This is a genomic window from Haloarchaeobius lipolyticus (genome assembly GCF_051208015.1).
Classification (GTDB): domain Archaea; phylum Halobacteriota; class Halobacteria; order Halobacteriales; family Natrialbaceae; genus Haloarchaeobius.
Genome location: NZ_JBPKGF010000003.1, coordinates 287,736 through 314,022 on the forward strand (window position 1 = coordinate 287,736; position 26,287 = coordinate 314,022).

At 66.6% G+C, this 26,287-nt stretch carries 23 protein-coding genes; 7 read left to right on the top strand and 16 right to left on the bottom strand.

The genetic code is table 11. From position 1 onward, the window contains the following. Positions 1-13 precede the first annotated feature (13 nt). Positions 14-1,198, top strand: coding sequence for a hypothetical protein (locus tag ACSC1Y_RS11265; RefSeq protein ID WP_435334940.1), 1,185 nt, complete (start codon positions 14-16; stop codon positions 1,196-1,198). Between the two features lie 173 nt (positions 1,199-1,371). Beyond that, positions 1,372-3,057 carry a hypothetical protein gene (locus tag ACSC1Y_RS11270; protein ID WP_435334941.1) on the top strand — a complete coding sequence of 562 codons (1,686 nt, stop codon included), beginning with the start codon at positions 1,372-1,374 and terminating at the stop codon, positions 3,055-3,057. A 105-nt stretch (positions 3,058-3,162) separates the two neighbouring features. Here ACSC1Y_RS11270 and ACSC1Y_RS11275 read toward each other — a convergent pair whose 3' ends face one another. Continuing rightward, positions 3,163-3,717 carry a metal-dependent hydrolase gene (locus tag ACSC1Y_RS11275; RefSeq protein ID WP_435334942.1) on the bottom strand — a complete coding sequence of 185 codons (555 nt, stop codon included), beginning with the start codon at positions 3,715-3,717 and terminating at the stop codon, positions 3,163-3,165. A gap of 118 nt (positions 3,718-3,835) precedes the next feature. On the opposite strand from ACSC1Y_RS11275, the gene ACSC1Y_RS11280 reads away from it, so the two are divergent. Both ACSC1Y_RS11280 and ACSC1Y_RS11285 read left to right on the top strand, forming a co-directional pair. Beyond that, on the top strand, positions 3,836-4,075 hold the full coding sequence (locus ACSC1Y_RS11280) for a glutaredoxin family protein (RefSeq protein WP_435334943.1): 240 nt from the start codon (positions 3,836-3,838) through the stop codon (positions 4,073-4,075). Between the two features lie 57 nt (positions 4,076-4,132). After that, complete coding sequence (locus ACSC1Y_RS11285) at positions 4,133-5,875, top strand: MutS-related protein (RefSeq protein ID WP_435334944.1); 1,743 nt, start codon at positions 4,133-4,135, stop codon at positions 5,873-5,875. A 29-nt stretch (positions 5,876-5,904) separates the two neighbouring features. Here ACSC1Y_RS11285 and ACSC1Y_RS11290 read toward each other — a convergent pair whose 3' ends face one another. The 9 genes from ACSC1Y_RS11290 to mutS form a co-directional block, all read right to left on the bottom strand. Beyond that, entirely contained in the window at positions 5,905-6,141 is a 237-nt protein-coding gene (locus tag ACSC1Y_RS11290; RefSeq protein WP_435334945.1) for a hypothetical protein, read from the bottom strand. A 229-nt stretch (positions 6,142-6,370) separates the two neighbouring features. Next, entirely contained in the window at positions 6,371-6,829 is a 459-nt protein-coding gene (locus ACSC1Y_RS11295) for an Hsp20/alpha crystallin family protein (protein WP_435334946.1), read from the bottom strand. A 178-nt stretch (positions 6,830-7,007) separates the two neighbouring features. Next, entirely contained in the window at positions 7,008-7,715 is a 708-nt protein-coding gene (locus ACSC1Y_RS11300) for an Hsp20/alpha crystallin family protein (protein ID WP_435334947.1), read from the bottom strand. A gap of 421 nt (positions 7,716-8,136) precedes the next feature. Further along, positions 8,137-9,480: a hypothetical protein gene (locus ACSC1Y_RS11305; protein WP_435334948.1), complete on the bottom strand. Its 1,344-nt coding sequence runs from the start codon at positions 9,478-9,480 to the stop codon at positions 8,137-8,139. Positions 9,481-9,726: 246 nt separating this feature from the next. Continuing rightward, entirely contained in the window at positions 9,727-11,124 is a 1,398-nt protein-coding gene (locus tag ACSC1Y_RS11310; RefSeq protein WP_435334950.1) for a dihydrolipoyl dehydrogenase family protein, read from the bottom strand. 100 nt (positions 11,125-11,224) lie between these two features. Beyond that, positions 11,225-12,181, bottom strand: coding sequence for a bifunctional 2-dehydro-3-deoxygluconokinase/2-dehydro-3-deoxygalactonokinase (gene kdgK1 / locus ACSC1Y_RS11315; RefSeq protein WP_435334951.1), 957 nt, complete (start codon positions 12,179-12,181; stop codon positions 11,225-11,227). 81 nt (positions 12,182-12,262) lie between these two features. Beyond that, positions 12,263-13,273 carry an RNA 3'-terminal phosphate cyclase gene (rtcA, locus tag ACSC1Y_RS11320; protein ID WP_435334952.1) on the bottom strand — a complete coding sequence of 337 codons (1,011 nt, stop codon included), beginning with the start codon at positions 13,271-13,273 and terminating at the stop codon, positions 12,263-12,265. 98 nt (positions 13,274-13,371) lie between these two features. After that, positions 13,372-15,702, bottom strand: coding sequence for a DNA mismatch repair endonuclease MutL (gene mutL, locus ACSC1Y_RS11325; protein ID WP_435334953.1), 2,331 nt, complete (start codon positions 15,700-15,702; stop codon positions 13,372-13,374). Positions 15,703-15,892: 190 nt separating this feature from the next. After that, positions 15,893-18,535 (bottom strand): DNA mismatch repair protein MutS, encoded by a 2,643-nt coding sequence (mutS, locus tag ACSC1Y_RS11330; RefSeq protein ID WP_435334954.1) that lies wholly within the window; start codon positions 18,533-18,535, stop codon positions 15,893-15,895. Positions 18,536-18,634: 99 nt separating this feature from the next. Here mutS and ACSC1Y_RS11335 point away from each other — a divergent pair, with 99 nt between their 5' ends. Together ACSC1Y_RS11335 and ACSC1Y_RS11340 are read left to right on the top strand one after the other, a co-directional pair. Next, a complete protein-coding gene (locus tag ACSC1Y_RS11335; RefSeq protein ID WP_435334955.1) occupies positions 18,635-18,814 on the top strand; it encodes a hypothetical protein in 180 nt (59 codons plus the stop codon). 88 nt (positions 18,815-18,902) lie between these two features. Next, positions 18,903-20,015, top strand: coding sequence for a hypothetical protein (locus tag ACSC1Y_RS11340; protein WP_435334956.1), 1,113 nt, complete (start codon positions 18,903-18,905; stop codon positions 20,013-20,015). On the opposite strand, the gene thiD is transcribed toward ACSC1Y_RS11340, so the two are convergent. The 3 genes from thiD to ACSC1Y_RS11355 all read right to left on the bottom strand — a co-directional run bounded on the left by thiD (position 19,998) and on the right by ACSC1Y_RS11355 (position 23,288). Continuing rightward, the gene (gene thiD / locus ACSC1Y_RS11345; RefSeq protein ID WP_435334957.1) at positions 19,998-21,365 is read right to left on the bottom strand and encodes a bifunctional hydroxymethylpyrimidine kinase/phosphomethylpyrimidine kinase; all 1,368 of its coding nucleotides are present in this window, start codon (positions 21,363-21,365) and stop codon (positions 19,998-20,000) included. The genes ACSC1Y_RS11340 and thiD overlap by 18 nt on opposite strands. A 75-nt stretch (positions 21,366-21,440) precedes the next feature. Then, on the bottom strand, positions 21,441-21,890 hold the full coding sequence (locus ACSC1Y_RS11350; RefSeq protein ID WP_435334958.1) for an ester cyclase: 450 nt from the start codon (positions 21,888-21,890) through the stop codon (positions 21,441-21,443). A gap of 195 nt (positions 21,891-22,085) precedes the next feature. Then, entirely contained in the window at positions 22,086-23,288 is a 1,203-nt protein-coding gene (locus ACSC1Y_RS11355) for an MFS transporter (protein ID WP_435334959.1), read from the bottom strand. A 274-nt stretch (positions 23,289-23,562) separates the two neighbouring features. Between ACSC1Y_RS11355 and ACSC1Y_RS11360 the strand changes: the two genes are divergently transcribed. Next, on the top strand, positions 23,563-24,300 hold the full coding sequence (locus ACSC1Y_RS11360; RefSeq protein WP_435334960.1) for a 2-phosphosulfolactate phosphatase: 738 nt from the start codon (positions 23,563-23,565) through the stop codon (positions 24,298-24,300). Here ACSC1Y_RS11360 and ACSC1Y_RS11365 read toward each other — a convergent pair. The 3 genes from ACSC1Y_RS11365 to ACSC1Y_RS11375 all read right to left on the bottom strand — a co-directional run bounded on the left by ACSC1Y_RS11365 (position 24,297) and on the right by ACSC1Y_RS11375 (position 26,243). Then, positions 24,297-25,334, bottom strand: a complete 1,038-nt coding sequence (locus tag ACSC1Y_RS11365; RefSeq protein ID WP_435334961.1) for an AIR synthase family protein — start codon at positions 25,332-25,334, stop codon at positions 24,297-24,299. The genes ACSC1Y_RS11360 and ACSC1Y_RS11365 overlap by 4 nt on opposite strands. Before the next feature lie 82 nt (positions 25,335-25,416). Further along, positions 25,417-25,815, bottom strand: a complete 399-nt coding sequence (locus ACSC1Y_RS11370) for an arsenate-mycothiol transferase ArsC (RefSeq protein ID WP_435334962.1) — start codon at positions 25,813-25,815, stop codon at positions 25,417-25,419. Beyond that, positions 25,812-26,243, bottom strand: coding sequence for an ArsR/SmtB family transcription factor (locus tag ACSC1Y_RS11375; protein ID WP_435334963.1), 432 nt, complete (start codon positions 26,241-26,243; stop codon positions 25,812-25,814). The genes ACSC1Y_RS11370 and ACSC1Y_RS11375 overlap by 4 nt, the downstream gene beginning before the upstream one ends. Positions 26,244-26,287: the final 44 nt, after the last annotated feature.

The following is a 26,287-nucleotide window of genomic DNA, read 5'->3' on the forward strand; positions in this document are numbered from 1 at the left end:
CTCCGAGCCACCAATGTGGTCCAGAAACCGCCTCAAGCTGTTCGCGCTCGCCCTGGGCGTCCTCCTCGTCGGGACGACGCTGTTCTCTCCCGCAGTGAGTACGCCCGTCCAGGACCCACCGGGAGACGACCTCGTGAGACTCGGCGGCGGCCAGACGGCGGTCTGGCCGTACGTCAGTCCGGGCAAGACGTTCGAGCGGCGCGCCAGCTCGGTCAACGTCGTCGTCAGAACGGACGCCGACAGGGTCGTCCGGACACTCCAGACCGGCGAGGACCCCTGGAACCGGACCGACGCCGCGTTCACCGAGGACGAGGCGAGCGACCAGTACGTCCCGAACGGCTCGAACGTCACCTGGGCCGACGCCATCGGCTCGAAGCGCTACATCTACTACAGCGTCGGAGAGGACGGCACCTGGACCGCCCAGACCGCCCAGCTCCAGCAAGGGGACTACTTCGGCGGCCAGCATCACGTCCGGATCTACGACCTGGAGCAGGCTGACGAAGACTGGACCGTGATGCAGGCCCACGCCGAGCACTGGGACTGGTTCACCCTCACCCACACCGTCGACAGCCTCGAAGACGCCCGCGGGCCCATCGAGGAGCAGTACATGGCGAAGGAGGGGGTCAGCGCCGTCCAGCGGGTCTACTTCGATAACGGCGACCGGTACGACCACGACGGCTGGACGACCATCGTCTACCTCGCCCTGCTCCCGCTCGTCGGTGCCGCGACGGCAACTGCCGAGTTCAGACGGGCGTTCGACCGGCTCTGGACGCGCCGGACCAGACACCGCGTGCTCCTCTTTCTCGCCGTGCCCGCCGTTCTACTCGGGGTGCGCGTCGGCGGAATCACCGTCGAGAACCTCGTCACGGTCCCGCCCGACGCGGTCGTCGCCGTCTTCTATCCCATCCTCGTCGTCGGAACGCCGCTCGTCGCGTACGTGGTCGGGAGCCGGCTCGACCCCGTCGACGGCTTCCTGTTCGCGAGCCTCGGGTTCGGTACGGGCGTCGTCCTCGACTACGGCCTCATCGGTGTCTCGGTCCTCCCCATCGAACTCGTCCTCCACCGGGTCGGCGCGGCGGTCGCCATCGGGCTCGTCGCCGCCGGCGCGACCTCCAGGGAGTCACTCGAGACCGACGTCGAACTGCTCGTCGGACTCGGACTCTGGATCGTGCTGGTCGTCGCGGCGCACGTCGTCTGACCGATTCCGACAGCCGCGCCGTGACGCTGGTGGCGACGGGTCGAGACGCTGATTGGACGTATCGGGTCGCTGGTGGCGGCGGTCCTGAAGCCTGACCGCGGTGCGGCCGGTTCTTTGTACCAGGGGTCTCACAGTAGTACCGTGATTCGTCCCTCCCTCACGGTGGTTCCGTGATGCCACGCCTCGCGCACGTTCGCGGTGTCGCGGTGACCGAGTTCCGTCGGAGTCTCCGAGCCGTCGCCGAGAACCGGACGCAGGTCGTCGCACTATCGCTCCTCGCCGCCGTCTTCGGCGTCTTCTCGCTGGCGAGTGGCTTCGCGGTGGCCCAGTTCGGTGAGGCGGTTCGGACGGGTACCGTCCCCGAGATTCCGCTCCCCGGCGGGCTCGTGGGCGGCGCTCGTGGCGCGGTCGGCCTGGGCTTCCTCGCCGTCGCAGTGATGAGCGTCTTCCGGACGGTCGGGAAACGTGCGACCGTCGACGAACCGGCGGCGCTGTTGCTCGCCAGCCGCGTTCGCGACGTGGTTCCCGGTGTCGTCCTCGCGGAAGTTCTCGGCTTCTCGCTCTGGGTGAGCGTACCGGTCGCCGCGGTGGTCGGTGGGTTCGCGCTCGGTGCTCAGGCGCCGCTGGTCGCCGTCGCCGCCCCGGTCGCGTTCGTGGGCGTCCTCCTGCCGGCCGTCTGGCTCGGTTTCCTGGTCGGCCTGTTCGCACACCTCCTCGTGACGCGTTACCCACCGCTGGCCCGACACCGGACCGCGCTCGTGGTCGTCGCCCTCGGCGTCTACCTGGGGCTCGTCTTCACCGGCTCGTTCGACGCGCTGGTCTCGGTCCTGTTCGAGCCGATGCAGTCGTCGCCGCTCTCGTGGTACGCAGACCTGCTGTTGCTCGGTGCCCCGGGGCTCTCCGCGTCGCCGGTTCGCGCCGGGCTCGCGGTCGCGACGACGCTGGTTTCGCTCCCGCTCTTGCAGGCTGCCTCCGTCCGGGTCGCCGACTACCACTGGTTCTCCGACCCCGCCCGGGAGACGGAGCCGGAGTCATCGGCCGTGACGGCTCCCACCCGAAGCCGCGATGCCGGACTCGCCGCACGACTTCTCCGCCCGCTCGACCGGCCGACCAGACAGATAGTGCGGGTCGCCTGGACGCGGACGCGGCGTGCGCCCATCAAGCTGCTCTACCTCGCGTACCCGGTGTTCGGGTTCATGCGGGACCTCCAGACCGTCGTCGAGACGGGGTCGGTGGCCCGGCACGTCCCCTTCCTGCTCGCGTTCTACGTCGCCTGGGGAACCGCGATGGCGTTCGCACTCAACCCGTTCGGGGACGACGGTCCCGCCCTCCCTGCGGCCCTGACCTCACCTCTCTCAGGCCGGCAGTTCGTCACCGGACACGTCCTTGCCGGAGGCATCCTCGGCGTCCCGGTCGCGGTTCTTCTGGTCGCCCCGGCCGCGCTCGTGAGCCCGCTCTCCCCGCTTCTGGCGGCCGGTGCCGTCGCGGTCGGCGTCGTCGGTAGCCTCCTCGCGCCGGCTCTCGCGGTCGGCGTCGGCGTCGCCTTTCCCCGCTTCGGAAGCGTCCAGGTCGTCGGCAACCGCAGGGCGGTGGTCCCTAGCAAGACCGCGATGGTCGTGTTCTCGCTCGCACTCGCGGGTGTCGGATTCGCCGCGGGGCTCACGTTCCTGGGTTTCGTCCGCGACGCGACGGCGGCCCTCCTCGGTGTCCTCGTCGCGGTCGTCACGCCGTGGGAGCTCTCGCTGGCGGCCGCGACGCTCCGGCCGGTCGGTCTCGTCCTGCTCGTCCTCGGCCTCTGCTCGCCGGCGGTGTCGTACGTCTACGCGGTTCGAGCGTACGAGACGTATTCGCTGGAGTGAATCAGACGCGCACGCTCGAAGGAGTCAGACGCACACGCTGGAGTGAGCCGGCTTCCGATTTGAACCCTGGCACGCCTGCCGTGTCCGAAGAACCTCATCGGACCCCTAGCGGAATCGCTCCGGGGTCAACCGGGGCAGGGTCTTCCGGATGAGCGTGTAGAACAACGAGACCGCGAGCCCGGCGAGGACGAGCTGACGGATCCGGCCGCCGAAGACGAGCAGTCCCGGCACCGCGAACGCGGCCCCGACGACGAAGTCCTCGGGCGCACCGTCGTACCGGATGAGTCGCCGCGGCCGCGCCCAGCGCTTCAGCGGGTGGACGTAGACCGCCTGCTGCGAGGTCGCCTCCCACGGGCGGAGTTCGAGCCCGCCGCCGAGGGCGTCGCTGGCGGAGTGGATGGCCGCCGCCGCGAGGAACACCGCAGTCCCGACCGTCCACGGCCCGGGCGCGAGCACTGCCACGGCGACCGCGGGCACCGTCGCCACCGAATACCAGATCGGGAAGTGCAGCGTCTTCCGGTGGACCGCGGCGAGGTCGAGGTCCGGGAACGTACCGCCCGCCAACCCAGCCGCCGCGGCGACGAGGCCGAACTCGGGCGCGACGAGGTTGACGAGAACTGCGAGCAGGAGCCCCACGAACGCGTGGGTGGTCGCCATCATCGTGCGAGGATAGGCGATTCGACCGGAAAACCCTGTCCCCGCGAGGGGTTACGTGCCTACGGAGCCGTGCGTCATCGACCTCCACAAGGCGTTTCCCGGTCGCCCTCGAAGCCCGGCTATGGCACTCACGCTGTACCAGCTTGAGGGTTGTCCGTGGTGCGAGAAGGTCGCGGACGACCTCGACGAGCGCGGACTCGAGTACGAGAGCATCTGGGTCGAAGCGCTGCACTCCGAGCGCGACGAGGTCAAGCGCGTCTCGGGCCAGCGGGCTGTTCCGGTGCTCGTGGACGACGAGCACGGCGTGACGATGAACGAGTCGGCGAACATCCTGGAGTACCTGGAGAAGACGTACGGGTAGTAAGCCCCTGCCGCGTTCAGTCGGACTTATCCTCCCCCGCTCACACCATGCAACTCGATGACGCAACTCGACGACTACTGGGGCGTCGGCCCGAAGACGCGCGAGCTGCTCGCCGGGGAACTGGGCGAGGCGCGCGCCATCGAGGCCATCGAGTCCGCGGACGTGCGGACGCTCGCGTCGGCGGGGCTCTCCCGCGGCCGGGCGACGCGCATCCTCCGGCGGGCGACGGGTGGGGCGGGGATGGACGTACTGGCGACGAGCGACTCGCGGTCGGTCTACAAGGACCTCATCGACCTCGCGAGTCGCCACGCCGTCACCGAGGACGCGGCCGACAGCATTCGCGTGCTGACACCGCTCGCCTCGCGGGAGGCGATGGAGGAGCGACTCGACGAGGTGGAGACGGCCCGAAACACGTGGGAGCGACTGGGTGACGACGACCGAAACGCGGTCCTCGCGGCGTTCGAGACGTACGACGAGGCCGGCGGCGGGGAGAAACCGGCCGTCGAGGCCGCACTCTCGCTCCTCGACACGGGCGTCACCGGCGGCGTGTTCGCCCCGCTCGATTCGCTGGACCGCGAGGGGCTGGAGGCGGCGGCGACGGCGCTCGGAGCGCTCCGGGACGGACGCGTGGCCGAGGGAGCCGACGCCCGGCTCGACCGGCTCCGCGACGCGCAGGCCGCGGTCGACACGATGGACGCGAACGCGGACCGGGTCATCGAGCGGGTCCGCGACGGTGGGGCGCGGACGACGGGGGAGTTCCGTGAGGCGTTCGTCGACCACGTCCGCGAGGAGACGGGAGCGGACGGCGAACTGGTCCGCGACGCGGTGCCGGAGGACGCCCGGGACGTGACCGACTTCGTGAGTTCGACCTTGCGGAACCTCGCGTCCGCACTCCGCGAGGCGGCCGACGAGCGCGAGCGCGAGGTTCGCGTCGACCTGCAACACGCCATCAGCGACGCCCGCGGGGACGTGGACCGGGCGGTCTCGGCCGTCGCCGACATCGCCATCTCGCTCTCGCTGGCGCGCTTCGCCAGCGAGTTCGACCTTACGCGCCCCGAGTTCGTCACCGGCGAGGCGACCGTCGCGGTCGAGGGCGCGCGGAACCTCGACCTCGTCGCCCGTGGCGAGGACGTCCAGCCGATCCGGTACGCGCTGGGCAACCACCCGCTCTCGGGCGAGCCGGGCGAGGAGCGCGTCTCCGTCGTCACGGGGGCGAACTCCGGCGGGAAGACGACGCTTCTCGAGACGACCTGTCAGGTCGTCCTGCTAGCGCACATGGGGCTGCCGGTCCCTGCCGACCGGGCCGTCGTCGCGACCTTCGACGACGTGGTCTTTCATCGGCGCCACGCCAGCTTCAACGCGGGCGTGCTCGAATCGACCCTCAAGTCGGTCGTCCCGCCGCTGACGGGCGACGGCCGGACGCTGATGCTCGTCGACGAGTTCGAAGCCATCACGGAGCCGGGCAGTGCGGCCGACCTGCTGCACGGGCTGGTGACGCTGACGGTCGACCGCGACGCTCTCGGTGCGTTCGTCACGCACCTCGCGGACGACCTCGAACCGCTGGGGCCGGAGGCGCGCGTCGACGGCATCTTCGCGGAGGGACTTACGCCCGACCTCGACCTCGAGGTGGACTACCAGCCGCGCTTCGGCCAGCTCGGCAAGTCGACGCCGGAGTTCATCGTCTCGCGACTCGTCGCGAACGCGAACGACCGCGTCGAGCGGGCCGGCTTCGAGACGCTGGCGGCGGCTGTGGGTGACGAACTCGTGCAGAAAACGCTCGCGGACGCGGAGTGGTCGTAACGACGATTCGCCCCGGGAAGATACTCCGCTCAGACCTTCTTGTTGCTCGGAATCACGCGCTCGTCGGCACCGCCTGCCGAGATGCGCCCGCTGACACCCCAGCCGAAGAGCAGGATACCCACGATGAACACCCCGGTGGCGACCATGAGGTGCGTGAGTGGCGGCGTGGCCAGGCCGAAGAACGGTCCTTTCGCGATGTACCAGCCCGAACCCAGTGTGACGAGGACTCCCAGCAGTGTGGAGAGGGTCCCAAGTATACGTCCCATGTCCTGTTCGATTACGGCCATAAACGTAAAGGTAATCAAAAATGTCCGGATGTAGATATTGTGGCCGAGCGGTCGTCTTTACGGTTCTGTGAGAGAAAGAAGAACGCGTGATAGCGTGTTCGTTCGTCGCTGCCAGCGGGTGATTCGGGTGCTCTGACGGTGAGTACGAAGGACCGTTCGTGTCACGAACGGCCAGTTGTGCCCGCCGGGTCGACGATGCCCGAGTGGCTTACTGGATGTCGATGCTGCGGCCCGACTCGATCTCCGCCTCACGGCGGGGCATGTGGACCTCGAGGACGCCGTTGCGGTAGGTCGCGGAGATGTCGTCGGTGACGATGTCACCGGGGACGCGGACCTGTTCGCTCATGCGGCGGGAGGAGCGCATCCAGACGTTCTCCGAGGACTCCTCGGCGTCGCGCTCGGCGCTGATGCGGAGCATGCCGTCGTCGTAGGAGCACTCGATGTCGGACTTCTCGAAGCCGGGCATGTCCATGACGAAGACGAGACAGTCGTCCTCCTCGGTGAAGGTCATGGTGTTGCGGTCCATGCGACCCGACCAGGGCATTCGACCCTCGTCGTCGTATCGTCCCATGTACTCGGACGTCGCCCAGTTGGTGCGCATCTGGTCGAACATACGGTTCATGTCGTCGAACATCTTGCCCATGTCATCGAAACGGTTGAATGCCATTGTAATCGAACAGTAGTACAACCCATAAGGACATAAACACATATGGATATCTGATAGCACGCTTCTCTGAGGGATAAATCGGGGAATTGGTGGGATGGGGATGAGAGATATCGCTCTCGGATACTGTTATCGTCGAAAGAAGATTTGGTCGAAGGCACGACCGTCGGCTGTCAGTCGCTCAGTCGCGGATGGAGATCGAGTGGCCCGAGCCGCTCGAGCGGGGCGCGAACGGGAGGCGAACCTCGAGCATGCCACAGCGGTAGGTCGCGCTGATCTCTTCGGCGTCGACGTCCCGGGGGATGTAGACGCGCTCGCTCACGCGGAACGGACGGCGCATCCAGACGGCGTCGGCACCCTCGCGGCCCTCACGGCGGGCGTCGACGTAGAAGCAGCCGTCCTCGTAGGTGCACTCGATGTCGGACTTCTCGAAGCCGGGCAGGTACATCGTGCAGACGTACTCACCGTCGAATTCGACGAGCTCGCAGCCAGGGCGGGCGAACAGGCGAACGCCGTCGTAGTCGCCGGCAGGGCGGCCCTCGTACGAGCGCGGGGTGTAGGTGCGCGACCCGGTCTCTCCCTCGTAGTAACGGGAACCGTACTCACCCAGGGGCTGGCCCTGATAATAGCGTCCCTCGTAGTCACGGGGACCGTACTCGCCCATCGGGCGACCCTCGAAGAAGCGGGGCAGGGTCTCTCCCCACGGGGTGTAGGCCAGCGGGCTGCGTCGGCCTTCGTCTCGCGAGCGGCCACGGCCGGGTCGCTCGTACTCGACCGGGACGTCGTGTCGCCCCTCTGTCATCGAGTCGAAGTGGCGGCCCATGTCGCCGTAGTACTGTGTGAAGTCGTCGTAGGTGCGGCCAGTGTTGCGGATGTTTCGGCTTGCCATAAGCAACAGTTGATAGGACTAATAAGAATATAAATATTTGTCAAGGTGTGATACTTAATACTCATGGCTATCGAATACGTGTATCGAGTTAGCACGTGGGTGCCTGCACCAACAGGTTGTTAGGGGCATTTAGAGCGTGTTTTGAGACACTATGCCAATTGTTGAAATAGACATGTTCCTGTGTTTATTTATGTTATGGGATTGACATCCTTTGAAAGAGGTTATTTATTGACATAGTCGTCCCCGTTCGTGTGGTCCAGCCATCGACGACACTTGCCGGGGTAGGCCGACCGGCGTGCGGAGAAAGAGGACGGGTGTGAGGAGAGACTGTGGCCGGACGTACCGACCCTCGTGACTGCACCGTCAGCGAGTCATCGGAGCGTGGCGAACCGATGGGGAAGAGACCGTCGAGGTACCGACGTCAGAACGTGGTCCCGGTTCCCGTCTGTCGCCAGGCGTTCCCCGTCCAGACGCAGAGGTCCGGGTCGCCGTACTCCGTGTTGGTACCGTCGTCGAGTCCGACGTCTCCGACGTACTTGCCGGTGACGCTCGAGAGGTCGATGCCGTTCTCGTTCGCCCCGATGATGCCATCGCTGCGGGGACGGGTCGCGCCGGATCCGCTCGCGCCGCCGAAGGACGTGCTGTCGAGGGCCGTGTGCGTCGACCGGCGGACGTCGACGTCGGTCGAGTCGTCGAGGAAGACGAAGTCGGTCGTGTAGTTGCGGTAGGAACACGACTCGATGACGCCTGAACCGCCGGAGAACGTTCTGATCGCGCGTTTCTCGTTGCCCCAGCCGTTGAAGTAACAGTTCCGAATGGTGAACCCTTCGGCACCGCCTGAGGTCTGGATGTCGGCGCCGGCGTCGGTCGAGCCCTTGTAGTTGTTCTCGAAGTAGCCGCCGTCGACGGTGAAGCCGACACCGTTTATCTCGAGCCCGTACTCCTGCGCCTGCTCGACGCCGGAGTTGATCATCGAACTGCTGTAGTTGCCGCTCGCGACCTTCACGCCACGGACGCCGGCGTAGTAGTGCTGACAGCCGACCTGCATGATGTCGTTGACGCCGGAACCGCAGTAGACGTTGTATCTCCCGGGACTGTCAGAGTAACAGCCGATCATCCGGTGGGTATTGACGGCCACGTTGTTCGCCTTGTCCTCGAAGTGATACGCGTCCGTCGCCACGTCGTTCACGTCGATGTTGTAGAAGGCGCAGTATCGGCCCTCCGCGAGTTTGATACCGTGATTACCGCCGTTGATGCTGAGGTCTTTCAGTACGACACCCGGCGGTCGGTTGTTGGTGCCACTCCCGGCGCCGCCGATGTTTATCTCGATTGTGTTGACCGTGTCGTCGCTGTTGTCGATGCTTGAGTAGACGGAACCTTTGATCACCGCCCGTCGGTCGACGACGATGGGGAAGTTCTCTGCGGAGGAATCGTATCCGGGCGTCACGACGATGTGGACCGGGTTGGACCAGCCGCCCGTCTCGTCGTCGATCGCCGCCTGTATGGTGTCACCGTTCCCGATATACTGGACGTCGCTCGCCGGTTCGTCGGTCGTCGCCGCGGCTGCGGGGTCACTGGCACCCGCGCCGAGTGCAGCTGCACCACCGAGCCCCGCGAGCCCGGCGAGCATTCCGCGTCGCGTCGAGGAACTCCACGAGGAGGAAGACTGCTCCGAGAGCTTCTGTTTGAGCGCTTCGTTCTCGGCTTCGAGTCGGTCGAGTCGCTCATCGAGCGCTGCGATCTGCTTAGAGTTCTTCTCTGACATGTGTGTGTCTGGAATATTTATCGAGCGGGAATCGCCTCACCGCGGGCACGGCTAGGGACCGTTATCGGCACCGAAACCTGTCCTGCCGTGCTCATGACGTCGCACTTGAATGAATGTCCGTACTGATATTGCCATTTACGATAGGCATAGAATATTGCCGTTAATTATTACTGAAACAAACGGTTTCGGGACTTATCTGTCTCCCTCGATTTTGGGATGGGTTTTACAAGGAAGATTCCCAGGAGACTACAGCTGCGCCGCCGCGTCGCGGAACAGTCCATCCAGTATCTCGGGCGTCGTCGGATGGTACGCCCGGTCGGGGAGGTCCCGGACGTCGAGTTCCATCTCGACGGCCACCTGCATGGTCTTCGCCATCACGTCGGCGTGGTAGTGCAGTCCCTGGTAGCCGAGGACGGTCCCGTCGTTCGCGTCGACCACCAGCGAGGCTCGTCCCTCTGGGACGTCCTTCGTCTTGAACACACCGTCGTCGCTCGCCTCGCGCGAGACGTGGACGAAGTCGAGTCCCGCCTCTTCGGCGGACTCCTTGGAGTGGCCGACGCGGGCGAACGGATAGACGCCGAGTCCGGAGAAGATGACGTGGTGATGGACGTTCTCGTACCGGGTGAGCGAGTCGCCCTGTTGGTGCGCGAGGATGTTGTCCGCCGCCGTGAAGCCCTGTTCTTTCGCGACGTGGAGGATGGGCTCCTTGCCGTTGACGTCCCCGACGACGAAGACGCGGTCGTCATCCCGGGCCTGCATCGTGTCGTCGACCCAGCCCTCGCTCGGCTCGATGGCCGTCTCTTCGAATCCGAGTCGGTCGACGTTCGGACGCCGGCCGGTGAAGACGAACAGCTCGTCGGCCTCGTGTGCGTGCTCCTCGCCGTCCTCGTCCTCGACGAACAGACGGACACCGCCGTCGGCAGTCGGTTCGATACGCTGTTCGTACGTGTTCCGGAGTACCTCGAGGTCCCAGTTCTCCTCGTAGATGTCGAGTGCGGCGTCGCCGAACGGAGCGTCGGCCTCGTCTATCGGACGGTCGTCGTGTTCGACCACGGTGAGCGAGGTGCCGGCCTCGGCGAGGTAGGGGACGAGCTCCATGCCGACGTAGCCGAAGCCCATCACGATGCCCGATTCCGGCAGCTCCGTCGCATCGAGTACGTCCGCGCTCGACATGAAGGAGACGTCGTCCATGCCAGGGAGCCGAGGCACGTTCAGGACCGAGCCGGTCGCGACGACGACGTAGTCCGGTTCGATGGTCTGGTCGCCGACCCGGATGACCCGGTCGTCGACGAACCGGGCCGTGTCGTGGATGAACTCGACGTTGTCACGCTCGGCCATGTCGTGGACCGCGCCGCGGCGGTGCTCCGCGAACGAGGAGACGTGCTCGTTCTTCGTCTCGACGACGGACTCGAGGTCGACGTCGGGAAGGTCGCCATCGAGACGATGGTCGTGTCTGGCCTGGAACCGATGAGCGGCCGCAGAGAGGACCTCCTTCGAGGGCATACAGCCGCGCAAGATACAGAGACCGCCGCCAGGTTCGCCGTCGTCGATGAGGGTCAGCTCGACGCCCGGCTCGTCGACGAGCTCGCCGGCGACGGCCGTCCCGGCACTCCCGTACGCTCCGATGATAGCGACGTGTACCATACTGCCGAACGTGGAGAGCGATGGTAAAAGTGGTTCTCCCCGAATGCGCGACGGTCGCCTCGCCGTGTCTTCACCTGTCGGGTAGCGAGACTCTTCTCAGCTACCGCGAGATGGCACCGCCCGCGTCCGAGATGACCTTCTCGGCTTCGCGCTTCGTCACGGTCGCCACGTCGCCAGGGATGGTCCGTTTCAGGGCCGCCGTCGCGGCGCCGTACTGGAGCGCTCGCTGGACGTCGTCGCCACAGAGTCTCCGGGCGAGGAACGCCCCCGTGAAGGCGTCGCCGGAGCCGATGGGGTCGTGCGTATCGGTGTCGTAGGCGTCCTGTCGGTAGACGACGTTGTCGTGCAAGGCGAGTGCGCCGTTCGAGCCGCGGGTGACGACGACCGTCTTGAGGTCGTACTCGCTCGACAGGTGGTGTGCGAGCTGCTCCGGCTTGCCCTCGTAATCGAGTACCCGCTCTGCGTCTTTCATCCCGATGATGAGGACATCGATGCCCTTCCACAGCCGGGTCAGGGTCGAACGTGCCTCCGAGGGCGACCAGAGCTTCTCGCGGTAGTTCACGTCCATGGCGGTCATGGTGCCGGCCTGCCGGGCGACCTTGATGAGGTTCAGTGTGGTCTCGCGGGCGGTCGGCGACAGGGCCGGGGTGATGCCCGTGGTGAAGAACGCGCTGGCCTCGCGGATCCGGTCGAGGTTGAACTCGCCGGCCTCGGCCTGCGAGATGACGGAGTTCGCACGGTCGTAGACGACGTTCGTCCCTCGTGGGCTCCCACCCTGTTCGAGGTAGTACGTGCCGACACGCCCTTCGTCGGTCCAGACGACGTCGACGTCGATGTCGTGTTTGCGGATGCCGCTCGCAACCCGCCGACCCGGCGGCGTGTCCGGGAGCTTCGACAGCCAGGACGCGACGGCACCCATCCGTTCCGCCGCGATGGCCGCGTTCGACTCCGCGCCCGCCGCGTGAACCTCGAGCGAGCGGGCCGTCTCGACCCGTTCGTCGTCCGGTGGTGAGAGTCGCAGCATCGATTCGCCGAACGTCACGAGGTCGTCGCTCATCGCCACCCCGACGGCGTGGCCGTCACACGTTCTCCATTCATGCTCGCGTGAACGGAGGGCGCCGGCATAAGTGTCCCCTCCTCAGGCGGAAAGAATTGCGTGCGTCCCTCGCTCGTCGACGTCGATATCGTACCCGAACGCCCGCATGACGCCGACGTTGGTCGCGACGTGCGGGGTGACGTGGGACACGCGGACCCGGCCACCGCAGAGGGCCAGCGGGAGGACGAGCTGGTCGGCGACGTGCGGGTCGACGGCGCCCGCTCCCTCGTGGAAGCTCCTGGCCGCCGTAGCTGCCTCGCGTCCGACCTCTTCCGCCGGGACGCCCGGTTCGCCCAGCGCGTCGAAGCCCGCGAGCGTCTTCGCGTAGTCGAGTCTGACGCAGACCGCGGTCCCCGTCGCTGGCGATTCGACGGTCCGGAGGACGCGCTCGCGGGTCGGGACGCGGGCCGCCCCGTCGAACTCCGGGACGGCGGCCGTTGCCTGCCGGGCGGCGACGTCGGCGCTGGCGAGGTCTGCGGACTCAGTCGAGTAGACCCGGACGCCTCGGAGCTCTCCTCGTTCCGTCAGTTCGATCCGTGACGGGTCGGAGGGTGCGAGCCGAAGCGTCGCCTCGCCGCCACCGCGTGGGTAGAACCCGGCTATCTCCTCCTCGACCGTCGCGAACAGCCCGAACCGGCGGAGGAGGGGGAGCTTGACGTGCTGGTAGTGGGCCATCGTCGGCGCCCACTTCACGTCCGTCCCGCCGGTGACCGTCACCGAGAGCGGCTCGCCGAGTGCGGTCGCGAGGGGAAGCAGCGTCTCGAAGACGAGCGTGACGCTTCCGGCGGTTCCGACGTCGAACCGGTACGCGCCGGGACGGAGCGAGCTGGGTTCGAAGACGAGCTCCTCGCTTCCCTCGTCGGCCCCCTGGACGGTCGCGTCGCAGACGGCCGACACCGCCCGGACAGCTGTGAGGTGCTGAGGCTTCAGCCCGGGCGACGGTCGCGACCCCCGGATGTGCTCGATGCGCACCGCCTCACCCGTGAGCGCGGCGAGGGTGAGCGACGAGCGGAGGATCTGTCCGCCACCGTCGCTGCCGTCTATCTCTCTCATACCGTCCCGTTCGCGAGCTGGTGGAAAACGGGTTGCGGTGACCCGGTCTCGTGTTTGGGACTCGGCGCTCACCCGTTCGGGACTCACCCGTTCGAGACTCAGCGCTCTCGCCGGCCGCCGTGACCCGGGTAGTCTCGCTCGAACCGGTCTTCTATCTCTCCCTCGTCGAACTTGACGACGGTCGGCCGGCCGTGCGGGCAGGCCCACGGGTTCTCGCAGTCGTCGAGCGCCACGAGCAGATCGACGACCGACCCCTCCGTCAGCGACGTGTTGCCCGTGATGGACGGGTAGCACGCCAGGTCGGCGATGAAGTGGTCGGCCAGCTGTTCGACCGTCTCGTCGCCCAGCTCCTCCTCGGCGACGAAGCCGGCGAGCACGTCGCGGACGTCTTTCGGCGCGAGCGTCTTCCGGAACACCGCGGGGACGGACGAGACACGGACCGTCTTCCCCTCGACGAGTTCCGCCCGGAAGCCGAGTTCGGCGAGCGCTTCCTGGTAGTCCGGGAACACCGCCGCCTCGCCCGACGTGAGTTCGAGGTCGACCGGTTCGGCGAGCGCCTGGGCCGTCGCACCGTCGGCGAAGGCCGCCTTCAGCCGTTCGTAGTTGACCCGTTCGTCCGCAGCGTGCTGGTCGACCAGCACGAGCCCGACGTCGGACTCGGCGACGAGGTAGGTGTCGCGGTACTGACCGAGCACGTCCAGGCTGGGCAGCGTCTCGTACTCCTCGGGGTCGGTGGCGCTCTCACCCGTCAGGGTCGTCTGGGTCTGGTCGCCGCGGAACTTGCGTGATGGTGCGGGTTCGTGACCTGTTTCTGCGGACATCGTGGTGTCCATGTCACCACTCGACACGTCGTGGCTACCTGACCCCGTCTCTGCTTCCTGAACGTCGACCGTCGCAGTGGGCTCGCCTGTGGCGCCTCCTCCGGGTGCGAAGTCCCCGAGGTCGTCCGGGTCGGGTCGCTTTCGGGTTCGACCGGTCGTCGTCTCGGCGGTCCCCGGGCTCGTTTCGGCGGCACCACTGGTAGAGGCCGCAGTCCCATCGTCCTCGCCGTCGCCTTCGTCCGGCGGTGCCCAGCCCTGGTCGGCGTACCGGTCGGTCGGTTCGTCGGCTTCTGTCTCCGCCTCGGTCGTCGCGGTCTCGCTCGTGGCCGTTCCGGACGCGTCGTCGTCGGCCGCCACCGACCCGGTCGACTCGCTGTGGCCAGTGTCGGTCGTGCGTCCCGCCTGGTCGCCTGACCTCTCGGCTGGCGAGCTCGACTCAGTCCGTTCGACTGGCGTCTCGCCTGGCTGGCTCGACTTCGTCTGGCCACTCCCCATCTCCTCCGACTCGCCCGTGTCGGATTCAGGCCGAACCGCCGCTTCGGCCGCCTTCGACCGTCCCCGGGGTGCCGACGACCGGAGCAATCCGGCGTCGAGCAGGGCGTCCTCGACGGCGTTCCGGACCTGTCGGCGGACGCCCGCCTCGTCGCCGAACCGGACTTCCATCTTGCGCGGGTGGACGTTGACGTCGACCTCGCCCGGGGGCAGTTCGAGGAAGAGGACGACGAACGGGTAGCGGTCCGAGGCGAGCTGGCCGCCGTAGGCGTCGAGGACGGCGTCCCGGACCAGCTTCGATGTGACGTACCGGCCGTTGACGAAGGTCGAGACGTACTCGCGGGTGCTCCGCGTGGTCTCCGGGTGCGAGACGAGGCCGGAGACCGCATCGAGGGGTGTCTCGCGCGGGTCGTCCGCCGCGTCGAGGTCGACCGGGTGCATCGCCTTCGCGACCTCCTTCCCGTAGACGTTCATGACGGTCGAGCGCCGGTTGCCGCGCCCAGTCGTCGCGAACACCTCGCGTCCGTCGTGTTCCAGCGTTACCGCCACGTTCGGGTTGGCGAGTGCGTAGCGCGTCACGACCCGGTTGACGTGGCTGAACTCCGTCGCGCGGGTCTTGAGGTACTTCTTCCGCGCCGGCGTGTTGTAGAACAGGTCGGAGACCTCGATGGTCGTCCCGACGGGACAGCCCGCAGGCCGGACCGACTCGACCTCGCCGCCCTCGTACTGGAGTTCGGTACCCTCAGCGTCGGGGTCGTCGCGCGGCTTCGTCCGGATGGTCATCCGGGAGACTGCCCCGATGGTGTGCAGGGCCTCGCCGCGGAACCCGAGCGTCGAGACGCCGCCTTCGAGGTCGTCGATGTCGCCGATCTTGCTCGTCGTGTGCTCCTGGACCGCGGCGCGGACGTCCACCTCGGTCATCCCGACGCCGTCGTCCGAGATGGTGATACCGTCGATTCCCCCCTCCTCGACCGCCACTGTCACCCGGTCCGCGTCTGCGTCGAGGCTGTTCTCGACGAGCTCCTTGACGACGGACGCCGGGCGCTCGACTACCTCGCCGGCCGCGATTCGCTCTATCGTGGCCTGGTCGAGACGGCGGATGTCGGTGTCCGGCATGGTTGCTGTCTGCGTCTATCGGGATGGGGCATCAAATATGGTTCGTGCGCGGCTGGCCAACTCAGGATTCAAATACGAAAACGCCGCAATCGCCGGCATGTCCTGACCAGAAACCACGCGTCGGTCCAGGCGGGTGTGGTCCACGCCGACGCGTCTTCCCCCACGTGGTCCCTGTTTGCCAACCGCCCAGCTACCGCTTCGACGACTCTCGCCGTTCCTGCCACGTTTGCACTTTCCCCATCAGCTCGACCGGCGAGACGTGGCTCACGTCGAGGTCGTCCAGTTCGTCGAGCACCGCCTGGGTCTCGGGGTCGAGTTCGGGTTCGTCGTCGTCGTCCCCACCCGCACTCCCACCGTCGGCAGTGGCCATGCTACCGCTTCCGAGGTCGAAGACGACCTGCTTCGTCTCGCCACTCGACGAGGAGCCGCCTTTCGCCTCGATGGCCTTCTCCTGGCGCAGTCGTTCGAGCACGTCGCGCGAACGGTCGACCACGGGCCCGGGGACCCCGGCGAGGTCGGCGACGTGGATACCGTATGAGCGGTCGGTTGGCCCCTCGCGAACCGTCCGAAGGAAGGTCACGTCGCCGTCGCGCTCGTCGGCCGCGACGTGGACGTTCCGCACGCGGTCGAGGTGGTCAGCGAGCGCCGTCAGTTCGTGGTAGTGCGTCGCGAACAGCGTCTTCGCGCGAATCTCGTTGTGCAGGTACTCGACGGCGGCCCAGGCGATGGAGATGCCGTCGTAGGTCGCGGTCCCGCGGCCCACCTCGTCGAGGATGACGAGCGAGTCCTCGGTCGCGGAGTGGAGGATGTTCGAGAGCTCCTGCATCTCGACCATGAAGGTGGAGCGGCCCTGCGCCAGCTCGTCGAGCGCGCCGACCCGCGTGAAGATGCCGTCGACCAGTCCCACCGTCGCCTCCTTCGCCGGAACGAAGCTGCCGATCTGCGCGAGCAGGACGATGAGCGCGGTCTGGCGCATGTATGTCGACTTTCCGCTCATGTTCGGCCCCGTGACGATGGTGAAGGTGCTCTCGTCGTCCATCCGGCAGTCGTTGGGGACGAACTGCACGGTCTGCTCGACGACGGGGTGACGACCCTGCCGGACGTCGAGAGCCCGCCCTTCGGTCAGTTCGGGACGCGTCCAGTCGTTGGTCACCGCGTGTGTGGCGAGGCTCTGGAGCGCATCGACCTCGGCGACGGCACGGCCGACGTCCTGCAGTAGCTCCGCCTTCGTCGCGACGCGCTCTCTGAGCTGCTGGAACAGCTCGTACTCGAGGTCGCCGCGACGTTCTTCGAGCCGCAGCAATTCGCGCTCTTTCTCCTCGAGTTCGTCGGTCGTGAACCGCTTCGAGCTCTTGAGCGTCTTCACGTGCTCGAAGTGCTCGGGGACCTGGTCGGCGACCGACCGGCCGACCTGTATCGTGTGGCCGTCGGTCTTGTTCCGGTTGAGCGAGACGTGGCTCAGGCCGTACTCGTGCTTGACCCGGTCGGCGAGTGAGTCGAAGTAGTCCTGGACGGACTCGTGGCGCTCGACCAACTGGTCCAGTTCGTCGTCGTAGCCTCGCTGGAACAGCCCGCCCTGCGTAACGGTCTGTGGCGGGTCCTCGGCCAGCGCGTCGTCGAGTTCTTCTCGGAGGGCAGCCGCAGCCGCACGGTCGGGACGGTCGACGACTGCCGAGAGCGGGGAGTCTGCGAGGTCCGGCGACGCGTCGATGGCGTCGGCGAGGTCCGGGAGCACCGCGAGCGTCTCGCGGACCCGGAGCAGGTCGCCAGCGTCGGCGCTCCCGCTGACGCTCTTCGACGCGAGTCGTTCGAGGTCGTAGGCGGCATCGAGTAGGTCCCGCAACTCTTCACGGCCGAGAGCACCCGCGGCGAGGGCCGCGACCGACTCCTGTCGTTTCGACAGCACCGAGAGGTCCTGCCGGGGTCGCTGAATCCACTCCTTGAGCAGGCGCCCACCGGGACTCGTGACGGTGTGGTCGATCGTCGCGAACAGGCTACCAGCCCGGTCACCGTGCATCGTCTCGGTCAGCTCGAGGTTACGCTGGGTCGTCGCGTCGAGCTCGACGTGGTCGGTGCCGTGGTAGGGCTGGACGCGCGTCATCGACGCCAGCACGCCGGTTCCGGTCTCCTCGACGTAGGCGAGGACTGCGCCGCCGGCCCGGACCGCGAGGTCCGAAACACCGAGGCTGTCGAAGGTCTCCTGGCCGAAGTGTTCACGGGCGGTGTGCGTCGCCCGGCCGGGCGCGAACGCGTCGGCGTCGAACTCGCTGATTCTGGCGCCCGTCCGGTCGCGGACGCGGTCGCAGAACTCTTCGTCAGTCCGGAGGCCCGGGCCAGGGAGCACCTCTGCGGGAGAGAACCGGTACAGCTCCGTCATTGCGGTCTCGGCGTCAGTGACGTTCGTCACGAGGAAGCGCCCTGTCGTCACGTCGGCGAAGGCGAGGCCGAACTCGCTGCCGTCGCGTACGACCGTCGCGAGGTACTGAGCGTCGGCACTGGTCGTCTCGAGGAGCGTCCCCGGTGTGACGACCTTGACGACCTCGCGATAGAGGCCGTCGTCACCCTCGCGTTGGTCTGCCACCGCGACCCGGTAGCCGCGTTCGACGAGCGCTTTGAGGTACGGGGTCAGCTCGGTGAGTGGGACGCCAGCCATCGGGTACGACGAGCCGTGGCTCGACTTCTGGCTCACCTTCAGGTCCAGCTCTGCCGCGACGAGTTCTGCGTCGTCGGCGAAGAACTCGTAGAAGTCACCACACTGCATCGCCAGTACGTCGGCGTCGGTGTCCGCTTTGAGCGAGAGGAACTCCCCGACGATGCCCGTCGCCTCTGTCATGGAAGACAGTGGTCGGCAGGCGCGGTAAAACCCTGCGGGTTCGAATCGCGTCCCGAGCCATTGCAAAGCGTTTTGGCAGTTCCCGCGTGCGTTGGGTGTATGGCTGCCGACCCGAACCGACTCATCCGTGCGCTCGTCTACGCGGTCTTCGGCTTCTTGACGACCGTCGCGATGGGAGTAGCGTTCAACGTTCCACCGGATATCGCGATGCTACAGGGTTCGGCCGTCGCGATCGCGATGATATTCTCGACCTTCGCGCTCGCTACCGCAGGGTTCTGAGGAATCGGTTCCGAGGATTCGCCGCGGTGGCTGCCGCCGTTATCTCAGACGCGCGCCTAGTTCCGACATGGAGTCTGTACCTCGCCCCGTGAGCACACGGCGAGGCGTGCTGATAGCGGGTGCCGCCGGAATCGCAGGGTCGCTCGCCGGCTGTCTCGGGCGGCTCGGTGGTTCCGACCGCCGGTCGCTACAGTTCGAGGCGGTCCAGTTCTCCGGCGGGCCAGTCCTCTGGGACGGTCTCTTCGACCCGTCACGCCGTGCACACTACCTGACGGTGTTCGACGACCCGTCGGACGAGCGCGTCAGGGTCGATACCGCGACCCTCGCGGACGAGCGCGTTCGGTCGTTCGTCGTGGATACACCCTTCGAAGTCTGGTCGTTGGCCATCCTCCAGGTCTCTGGCGTGTCGCAGGCCACTCGGCTCGTCGTCGAGGGCGTCGACGAGATCGATGAGACGGACGTCGAGCTACTGGTCCGGTCGGAGGCGGGTGACAGTGAATCGACCGAGGGAACCGATTCGTCCGTGACTGGTCCAGTAGTTGCGACCCTGTTCGTCCGGATCGACCGTCCACCGGCGGAACCACCACGTCGGGTCAGTGCAACGGTCAGCGACGACAGCGGGGCGACGACCGTGGTCGAGCTGAACGGCGAGATCGACCGGAACGTCGACATCACCTACCGGTTCGACGACGGAATCACCGGCTGGACCGTCGGTGCGGACAGCCCCGAGAGTACAGTTCCTGGGACGGTCCCCGCGACCCAGACCGTGGTGACGCCGCGTGTCGAGGGGACCGGTGACGGCGTCCGGCTAATCCCGGACGTCGGCTCGACCGACGGTGCGGTGTGGCTGGTCCGGGAGCTCCCGGTCAGCCCGGGAACCACGTACGACTGCACGGTCTCGGTCACGGCATACCGAGCCGAGGCCGGAAGTGCGACCCTCTCGTTGCTCGGTCACCTCGGACCACGCCCGCCGCGGGCACTCAGGTCGTTCCCGGCTCCGGGCCGTAACTCGACGGGGAAGGACCAGTGGACGACAGGGGGACTGCACGAAGGGCTTCCGGTCGGGACGACAGAGTCGACGTTCGAGTGGACGAGCCCCTCGACCAATCAGCTGTTCCTTGCCGTCGGGGTCCGGGCGGGACGACACGACCCCGGTTCGGCCATCCTCGAAGCGGTCACGGTCTCACTCCGTGCCCGGTAAGGAATCGAGCATCGTCAACGACCTCTCCGCCAGGGTCCCGGCGTCACGGGCAACCAACTTGCAGATAGGTTCCTTCCCGACTGCACCTCGGTCGACGACAGCGTACGGGGTGGCGACAGAATCGGCAAACGCCTGCTGGGCACCCCAGCCCATCGTACTCGCCTCTGCGTCGGGGTCCGGTTCCTCGGCTCTGTCGTACTCTGCCACCGACCAACCGAGGGTCTCGAGCGTGGCCTCGACGTCGGCGTCGAACCGGAAGTCGGCGGCGAACCGGAGGCTGGGTTCGTACTCTCGAGCGGCGAGGAGGAACCGGGCGACGTGGCTGGAAGCGCCGAATCGAACGCCACCAGTTGGGCGGACGCCGTCGTGAACTCGGGATAGCCGACCGTCGACCGCTGCGACCTCGTCGACGCGCTCAGCGTACGGAAGCGCGCCAGCGACGTTCGTCCCGACCTCAGGGACGAGGGCGGAGATGTCGGCGGTCACGAACGAGGAGACGACGGACTCCACGTCGTGGAGCGTCTCCCTCGCCCTCGCCTCGTTCCACCTGTCGACACAGTGATTGACCGCCCCAGAGCCCCGTCCGACGTCGTGGTGGTATCGAATTGCACGTTCGAGGAATCGGGTGCTCTCACCGACGGCCGTTTCGAGCGGTTCACCGTGAGCCAGTCGTGCTGTGATGGCGGCTGAGAGTGTACACCCCGAACCGTGGGTCGCTGCGTCCGTAACCCGTGGATGGGTGAACTGGTGATCGCCGTCCTCTGTGACGAGAACGTCGACGACAGCGCCGGTATCGCGATGGCCGCCGGTCACGAGCGCGGCATCTGCACCCATCGAACGAAGTTCTTCACCGGCGGCCCGGGCGGTCGTCTCGTCGGTCACGTCGATACCGGTCAGAACCCTCGCCTCGTCGGTATTCGGTGTAACTAGCGTCGCGTGGGAGACGAGGTCCTCGTACGCCGACTCGGCGTCCCGTTCGAGGAGTCTGTCCCCAGCGGTCGCGACCATGACGGGGTCGACGACGAGGGGTGCGTTGACCTCACGTACTCCGGACGTAACGGTCTCGACTATCTCGGCGGTCGCGAGCATCCCCGTCTTCACGGCCCGTATCTCGAAGTCCGTACAGCAGGCGTCTATCTGGTCTGCGACCCTCGCCCGCGGGATAACGTGTGTCGAGACGACCTCGCGGGTGTGCTGGGCGGTGGCGCCGGTGACTGCACTGACGCCGAAGACGTCGTGCGTGGCCATCGTGTGCAGGTCGGCCTGGATGCCGGCACCGCCACCGGAGTCGCTTCCGGCGACCGTGAGTGCGACCGGCTGAGTGACTGGTGCTGGCTGTCGCGCGTCCATACCACGTGATAAAACTGGGTGGTATTAATCGGTGGTGGATTCTGTTCGAAACGAGTGATACGTGAGCGGCGGTGCTCAGTTCTCGAAGGAGAACTCGTAGCCGAGCTGGCACAGCAGGTCGAAGTAGTCGAACCAGCCGTAGCTCTCACTGATCTGGTCGCCGTCGAAGCGGTTGATCCAGAAGCCCGTCGTCGAGAAGGACTCGCCGCTGGGCTCGAAGCCCCAGAAGTCACCCTCGTGGGTGCCGGAGAAGCTCAGCCAGCAGAAGGTCCACTCCCCGTCGGCGTAGAACGACTCGAGCTCGAGCTCGAAGTCCGGGAACGCCTCGAAGTAGTCACCGAAGAACGTCTCGAGGTCGTCGAAGCTGGAGATATACTCCCCGGACCAGCCGAACGGGATGTCGGTCTGGAGGTCGTCGGCGAAGTAGCCGTCGAACTCGGAGATGTCCTGTTCGTTGACGCCGGCGACGATGGCGTCGAGGGTCTCGCGGTACTGGGCGATGAGTTCAGCGTTCTGCATGGGCATGTTGAAAAGCCTCCACACAGTGGTAGGTGTCGAGAGGATATATAATTATAGTGGGTAAAGATATCACGAATTCCTTCTGAGTCGAGCTAGAGTGGTTTTATACCGGTATCTGGTATATTGTGTTTCAGACTATTCTCTCGTCTATCCGGGGGTCAGTTCCGTATGGGTCGGAACTATAACACTAATTCCGACCGCTCAGTCCATGCCGGGAAATGGGGACTCCCACACCCAGACCACGAGGGTTCCGCACACGAGGACGACGCCGGCGACGGCCAGCGCAACCAGCGGCGAGGTTCGGTCGGAGATGACGCCGCTCCCGAGCTGGAACGGGACGACGGCGAGCGCGCTCACCATCGCCATCGTGCTCAACACGGTCGCCCGTCCGACGGAATCGATGCGGTCGTTGACGTACTGGCTCGCGAACGTGCGGGTGGTGTCGGCGATGCCCCGGACGAACAGCAGAACTGGAAGCGCGAGCAGCGGCACGGCCCAGCTCGCGAGGAGTGCCCCGCCCACCAGCAACGGTAGCGCGAAGAACCACGCGCGTAAGCCGACCAACTCCTCGATCGCACCAGCCCTGTAACTCAATGCTGCGCCGACGAGACTTATCGCGGCGTAGTACCAGCCGAGAGCCCGCTCCACGTCGGACTTGGGCAGTCCGAAGTCGAGGACGACCGCTTCGAACACTGGCTGGACGAAGACGAAGACGAGGTAGAGGACCGCCGCGAACAACAGGTAGTACGCGAGGACGAACGCCCTGACGTGCCGTCGTGTGAGTACCTCTCGTGCGATGGCGAGGGCTCGTCGTGGCGAGAGTGTGTCTCCACCTGCGCCCTCGACCGTCGCCGGCTCCCGGAGCGAAAGCAGGACGGGAATCCCGAGCGCCGTGACCACTGCAGCGACCCAGAACGGAAGCCTGAGGTCGACGCCGCCGAGGTAACCGCCGACCACCGCAGCGACGACGCCCGTGAGGAGCGCGACCGACTCGCCTCTCCCCCTGACACGAGCGAAGTCGTCCGAGGATAGGTCTGCGGTGAGCGTGTCGTAGAGCCAGGCGTCTTCGGTCCCCGACCGGAACGCATAGCCCAGCGACCAGACGGCGTACAGCGCGAGGAATGTCGGAAACGACTGGGCGAATCCGAGGCCGACGAGGGTCGCGGTGATGAGCCCCGTCCCGAGGAGCAGGCTGTTCCGACGGCCGACCCGGTCGCCGACGTAGCCTGTCGGGACCTCACCGAGTACGGTCACGAGGTTGTAGGTCGCTTCGAGCGCGGTAATCTGCGTGAACGTGAGTCCCTGCGAGAGGAAATAGAGGTACATCACCGGGCGGTAGAACTCCACGGCCTTGGTGGCCTTGTACAGGTAGTACCGGAGTACACTCGCATCGGGGAGGTCCATCGAGTGAAACCTGACACCGGAGCGGGTGATTGGTTTCGGTTCTGCTCGTGGCGACATTCAAATAGGAGAACGCGGCCAAACGCGTCGTGACGTGACCTCGACCCTCCGACGTTCTGCGGCTGTGCGGCGACGCGTCGGAGGTGAAGCGACCGCCGCCTGTTCGCCCCACAAAGACGCTAGGTTCCAGCAGTATCTGACATCTGTCCCGACAGAAAATGTCAGACAACCCGATAATCGGGACACGTTCTTATCGCTCGGCATCCACCTTCTGCTCGTGACCGGACGGATAGCCGACTGGGACGACTTCCTGACGAACCGACTGGTCGAACGACTGGAAGACTTACCGGCCGACCCACGGCCGGGCAACTACGTCGTGGTCGACGTCATGCACTTCTCTACGACGGTCGTCGAGCTACTGGCGAACGGGGCCGAGTACGTTCACATCACCGAAGAACGAGGGGACGAGTTCGCGTTTCGTGAGTCGAATCCCGACGCAGTCATCGGCGGCGAGACGATGCCCGGGTACGAACCGGCCGACGGTTTCGACTTCTTCAACTCGCCGAGCTACGTTCAGTCGCTCGACCTGAACGACCGACCCGTCGCGATGACCTCCTCGAACGGTGGTCGTGCCGTCGACGCCCTTCTCGATGCGCCGGACACGACGGTGTACGTGGGCTCGACCACGAACGCCGCCGCGCTCGGCCGCCATCTCCAGGATAGCGACGACCAGACCTATCTCGTCGCGGCCGGCAAGGACGGAGAACCCGCAACCGAGGACACCATCGGCGCGATGCTCGTCGCCAGACATCTCGCCGAACTCCCACCGGCTCCCATCGAGGCGGAGCTCTGGCGCGAACAGCTGGAGTACGCGAAGGGTCCGAACTATCCGGACAAGCACGAGGTCCGGAGCAAGGACGTCCGCGAGTTCGCGATGGCGCTCTCCTCTCGCGAGGTGGTGCCTCGGCTCGACGGTCGGAGGATCGTCGACGTCGCGAGAGAGCCGGCGAGCTAGTCGCCGAGTCCAGAGAGCTCACCCCAGACCTCCCACGCCGGGTCGACGTCTGGGTGTTCGATTCGTTCTCCATCGACGTAGGTTCCGGAGCCGTCGCTGATGCGCCCAGCGTCGGCAATCGCAGTCCCCCGCCCCCGGAGCGCGTCGAGAACCGCGTCGGCGCCATCGGGTCTGACCGCGACGAGGAGGGTACTCGACGTGCTCGCCGCCCACGGGTCCATCTCGAAGGCGTCACACACGGCGGCCACGTCGGGGTCGACCGGAACGGCCGCCGAGTCGAAGTCGATTCTGACCCCCGCCGTCTCGGCCAGTTCGCAGAGCGCGCCGTGGAGTCCACACTCGGTCGCATCGTGCATCGCGGTGACCGGTCCGGACGCGGCCGCGAGGAGCGCATCGCGAACGTGGGCAGTCCCCGGGAGCATCGCCGCCAGCCGGTCGAGGTCCACGTCTTCACCTGAAGAACGCCCGTCGAGAGCGTCGCGTACCTTCCCCGGGAACAGGCTCGCGAAGAGGGCACAGGCCTCGACCGCTGGCCCGCTCGTGACGAGTAGATGGTCGCCTGGACGCGCCCCGTCCGGTCGGATCACGTCGTCGTGCTGGCCGACTCCCAGCACCGTCGCGCCACCCACCCACGGGAACGAGCAGCCGTCGTAGCGGGCGGTGTGGCCCGTGAGGACGGAGACGCCGAGTTCGTCGAGTTCGTCGCTCATCGTCTTCCAGACGCTGGCGAAGGCGTCGTCGGATATCGACGGCGGCAGGGTGAACTCGACCGTGAGGTGGCTCGGTGGAACCCCGGAGACGGCCACGTCCGCGAGGACGACCCCGAGTGCGAACCGGGCCGCACGCTCCCAGCCGAGGCCCGGCAGGATGGAGATGGGGTCCGTCGCGGTGACGACCGCCCTGTCGGCGACGTCGAGCACCCCGAAGTCGACCCCGTGTTTCGGGCCGAGGGTCACGTCCGACCTGTCTGCGCCGAGGTTCGGGTAGATGTGCTCGTCGAAGAAAGCGCGGTCTATCTTCCCACGGTCGGTCATCGACCGGTGGTACCGCCCGGTCGTTCAAAGGCGTGCTGTTTCGGCCGTTGGCTTGGTCGGCAGTGGTAACGTTCCGTGTCGCCTACGACTCGAACTCGTCGAACAGCGCGACGACCCGCCGCTCGACCTCCTCGCGGATCTCGGCAACCTCGTCGGGTGACTTCCCGTCGGGGTCGGTGAGCGCCCAGTCCCGGACGTCCACGTCGGCGTCGAGCGAGAGCGTCGAGCAGCCCATCGTCGCGACCACGTCGCACGCTTCGAGCTCCTCGGTGGAGACCGACGTCGGGGTTCGGCCGGAGAGGTCGATTCCTCTCCCCTGCATCGAGGCGACGACCTCATCGTGGACGTGGTCGGCGGGATGCGTCCCACCGGTGACGACCTCCCAGTCGAGGCCTCGCCGCTCGACCTCGCGCTCGGCGAACGCCGTCGCCATCTGACTGCGACCGGCGTTCTGCACGCAGACGAAGGCGAGTCGAGTCATGGCTCACCCTCCGTGCTGTCGGAAACCGTTGCGGCACCGTCGTCGCCGGCCTGTCCGACGGTTCCGACGAGTCGCTCGGCGAGGTCGGTACTCCGGTAGTAGCGCCACTTCCCGTCCTTCCGGCGAGTCACGAGGCCGGCGTCGGTCAGCTTCGAGAGCGCGTGACTGACCGCGCTCTCGCTCACGTCGAGCAGCGGGTCGAACTCGCAGACGCAGAGCTCGTCCTCGGCGGCCGCCAGTAGCCGGACGATACGGTATCTGGTTTCGCTCGCCAGAGCGCCGAAGACCTCGACGTCCGCGTCGAGTTCGGGACTCGACGCCTCGTCGGCGAGCCGTCGCAGGGACGCTACCCGCTCGTCGATGTCTCCCGTACAGCAGTCGCCGCACTCGTCGCTGATGAGACGCTGGAGTCGCTGCGTGTCGGACATGATTGAACGATTCTTCAATCGTTCATATAAATGCGCTGTTCCCG